We start from the raw sequence: 2,645 nt of genomic DNA, 5'->3' as shown, positions 1-2,645 counted from the left end.
GCTCTGCCGGGGATGCAATAGTTGCCTACATCGCCGCGCAGATAGCTGAAATCACCCAACTGGACTCCGGAGTCCGGCAAGGCGCCGACGACGCCGTTCACGGCATGCGCTCGGCTACGCGGAGGCTCCGCTCAACTTTGTCCGCCTACGGCAAGCTCTTCGACGCCGACGCCGCGGATCAGCTCAAGACCGAACTGAAATGGCTGGGCAAGGTCCTGGGCAAGGCCCGGGATGCCGAGGTCCTGCGCGACCGGATCGGGGAACTGATGAATGAGCAACCCGACGGCCTAGTGCCCGCTTCAGCTGCCAGCAGGATCAATGACGAACTTGAAACAGCCTTCAACTCCGGGTATCGCAACATGCTCCGCTCTCTAGGAACGAAACGCTATTTCCGGCTCCTGGAGTCACTTGAGGAATTCCGCGACGAGCCTCCCACGAAGCCTCGCGCCGGGAAGAAGGCCCGTCCCGTCACGGCCAAGCTGGCCGGTAGGGCGATCAAGCGGCTGCGCCGGTCCCAGAAGGCAGCCGCAGGGCAAACCGGCGTCGAAGGCGACAGGGCATTGCATCAGGTCCGCAAAGACGCGAAACGCTGCGCCATGCGGCCGAAGCACTGGCGGACGTCCACAAGAAACCCGCCGTGAAGCTGGCACGGAATGCCCAGAAGATCCAGAAGGTCCTGGGAGAGCACCAGGACAGCGTTGTCAGCTGCTCAATACTGCTCCGGCTCGCAAGCGATACCGACGGATCGGTGGAGGACAACTCACCATTCGCTCCCTTGCTCGCTGCCGAAGAGCAGCGAGCAGCGGACTCCGGGGCCCGCTATGAAAAGCTCGCCAAGAAGCGCCTGAATTCCCTGTGATGAACGCAACTGCGGGAAAGGCGGCTAAGCGGCACGGGGCTGGGCCTCAGAGGCTCAGCCTTCGCACTCCACGCAGTACGCGTGGCCGTTCTTTTCACGGGCAATCTGGGAGCGGTGACGGACGAGGAAACACGAGTAGCAGGTGAACTCGTCTTCCTTCTGGGGAACGACTGCAATGATGAGTTCCTCGGCTACGAATTCGCCGCCTGGTACCTCATTGCCTTCAAAAGCATCGGCCTCGTCCAGCTCCCGAACAACGCTGCGGGCGTCCGGAGCATTGGCAGACTGCAGGGCCTGGAGTGACGTGCTTTGGGATTCCGCGACGTCGGAGCGGAGTTCGTCGTAATCGGTTGCCACCTGGGGTTATCTCTTCTCTTGTATATTTGCTGGCGAATGTGCAACATACACCATGCAGCTGCTATTCCCCACATAGTGGCAAAAATCGTGGCCCGATCGTCATGAGAGCTCCCGACGGCGGCACGGGACCCGGGCGCCCGATCAGGCCTTGCGTACGCCGTCGGATCCGGCATCGCTTCCGGCCTGGCGACCGACATCGCGGTGGAGGTCCTTGTCCAGCCCGTGGCCGCTGGCGAGTTGGGCGAGAAGCACGTCAAGCTGGCCAATCTGCTCCGTTGTCAGGGGGGCCAGAAGCTCCGCTTCATGCTGTTCCGCGATACCTCGCAGTTCACGCAACACGCGTTTGCCGGCGTCCGTGAGGTGCAGTTCATAGTTCCGCCGGTCCGTACTGCTGCGGATCCTCTCAACAAGGCCGCGCTCCTGCAGCGAGTCGATGAGTGAAACCACCCGGCTGGGGACGGCGCCGAGCCTGTCCGCGAGGGAGCGCTGGCTCAACCCGGGGGCGCGTCCGAGCAGGCGGATGACGCCGGCGTCGCTTGGCGTGAGGCCGATCTCCCGTGTGCGGTCGGCAAAGCGCGACGACGCGACCGCGCCTAACTGCGACAAGAGAAAAGCGGTCCGGTTCGGCCGGCCCGGTGTGGCTAAGTCCATGGATTCAGAATACAGGCTTGACAGAATAATTCTAGAGGTGAACTATTTCAGTAGTGATGCAATTAGGAAAGGTTCAGCCATGAGTAGTCGTTCGATTCCCGACGAGGGCGGCCGTCCAGCCAGGTCAGGCGGCCCGCACCCCGGCATTCTCGCCCTGGTCAGCTTGGGCATCTTCCTCGCCAGCCTCATCACGTCCGCAATCCTGACAGGCGGCCAAACGTTCGTCTCGCCCTTTGCTTCAACCGGACAGGTGGCCGGTTTCTTCCAGCAAAACGTCGCCGCGGTGCGGGTCGGCGGCATGCTCCAATTCGGTTCTGCCGTGCCCTTGGGGATCTACGCGGCCACCGTCTACGCCCGGCAGCTCCGGCTCGGCGTACGCGTTCCCGGACCGGCCATCAGCTTCTTTGGCGGAGTCAGCGCGGCCATCTTCCTCATGGTGTCGGGCTCCCTGACCTGGTTGCTGAGCCGGCCGGAAATCACCACGGATGGGACGCTCACCCACGCACTCGCGTTCCTCGCATTCGTAACCGGCGGGGTCGGCTTCGTCGTCGGAACCGGCCTCCTCATGGCGGGAATCGCCGTCCCGGCCCTGATCCTTGGCTTCATGCCCCGTTGGTTGGCTTGGACCGGCCTGGTCGTCGCCGCACTGTCAGAGTTGAGCTTCCTGTCGATGGCGATCGAGCTCTTCAGTTCCTTCTGCCGCTCGGACGCTTCGGCGGGCTGCTCTGGCTGGTTGCCGCAGGCTTCCTGCTCCCCCGCAACCGGGCGGCCGCGAACC

Annotated in this window: 3 protein-coding genes and 1 pseudogene; 2 read left to right on the top strand and 2 right to left on the bottom strand. The window is 63.4% G+C overall.

Features of this window, described 5'->3' with window-relative positions; all coding sequences use genetic code 11:
* Positions 1–17 precede the first annotated feature (17 nt).
* Positions 18–859: pseudogene (locus AHiyo1_RS17850) on the top strand (CHAD domain-containing protein).
* Positions 860–913: 54 nt separating this feature from the next.
* Here the strand turns inward: AHiyo1_RS17850 and AHiyo1_RS17840 are convergent.
* Positions 914–1,216 carry a DUF4193 domain-containing protein gene (locus tag AHiyo1_RS17840; protein ID WP_059389433.1) on the bottom strand — a complete coding sequence of 101 codons (303 nt, stop codon included), beginning with the start codon at positions 1,214–1,216 and terminating at the stop codon, positions 914–916.
* Between the two features lie 141 nt (positions 1,217–1,357).
* Complete coding sequence (locus AHiyo1_RS17835; RefSeq protein WP_059389432.1) at positions 1,358–1,867, bottom strand: MarR family winged helix-turn-helix transcriptional regulator; 510 nt, start codon at positions 1,865–1,867, stop codon at positions 1,358–1,360.
* Between the two features lie 79 nt (positions 1,868–1,946).
* On the opposite strand from AHiyo1_RS17835, the gene AHiyo1_RS17830 reads away from it, so the two are divergent.
* A partial coding sequence (locus tag AHiyo1_RS17830) for a hypothetical protein (protein WP_216363239.1) occupies positions 1,947–2,645 on the top strand: 699 nt, incomplete at its 3' end.

The organism is Arthrobacter sp. Hiyo1 (assembly GCF_001263615.2).
GTDB lineage: Bacteria > Actinomycetota > Actinomycetes > Actinomycetales > Micrococcaceae > Arthrobacter.
This window is presented reverse-complemented; position numbering and strand designations above follow the sequence as displayed.

Excerpts from the sequence above, each read along its gene's own strand:
- AHiyo1_RS17835 (WP_059389432.1), bottom strand. The coding sequence starts at position 1,867 with ATGGACTTAGCCACACCGGGCCGGCCGAACCGGACCGCTTTTCTCTTG.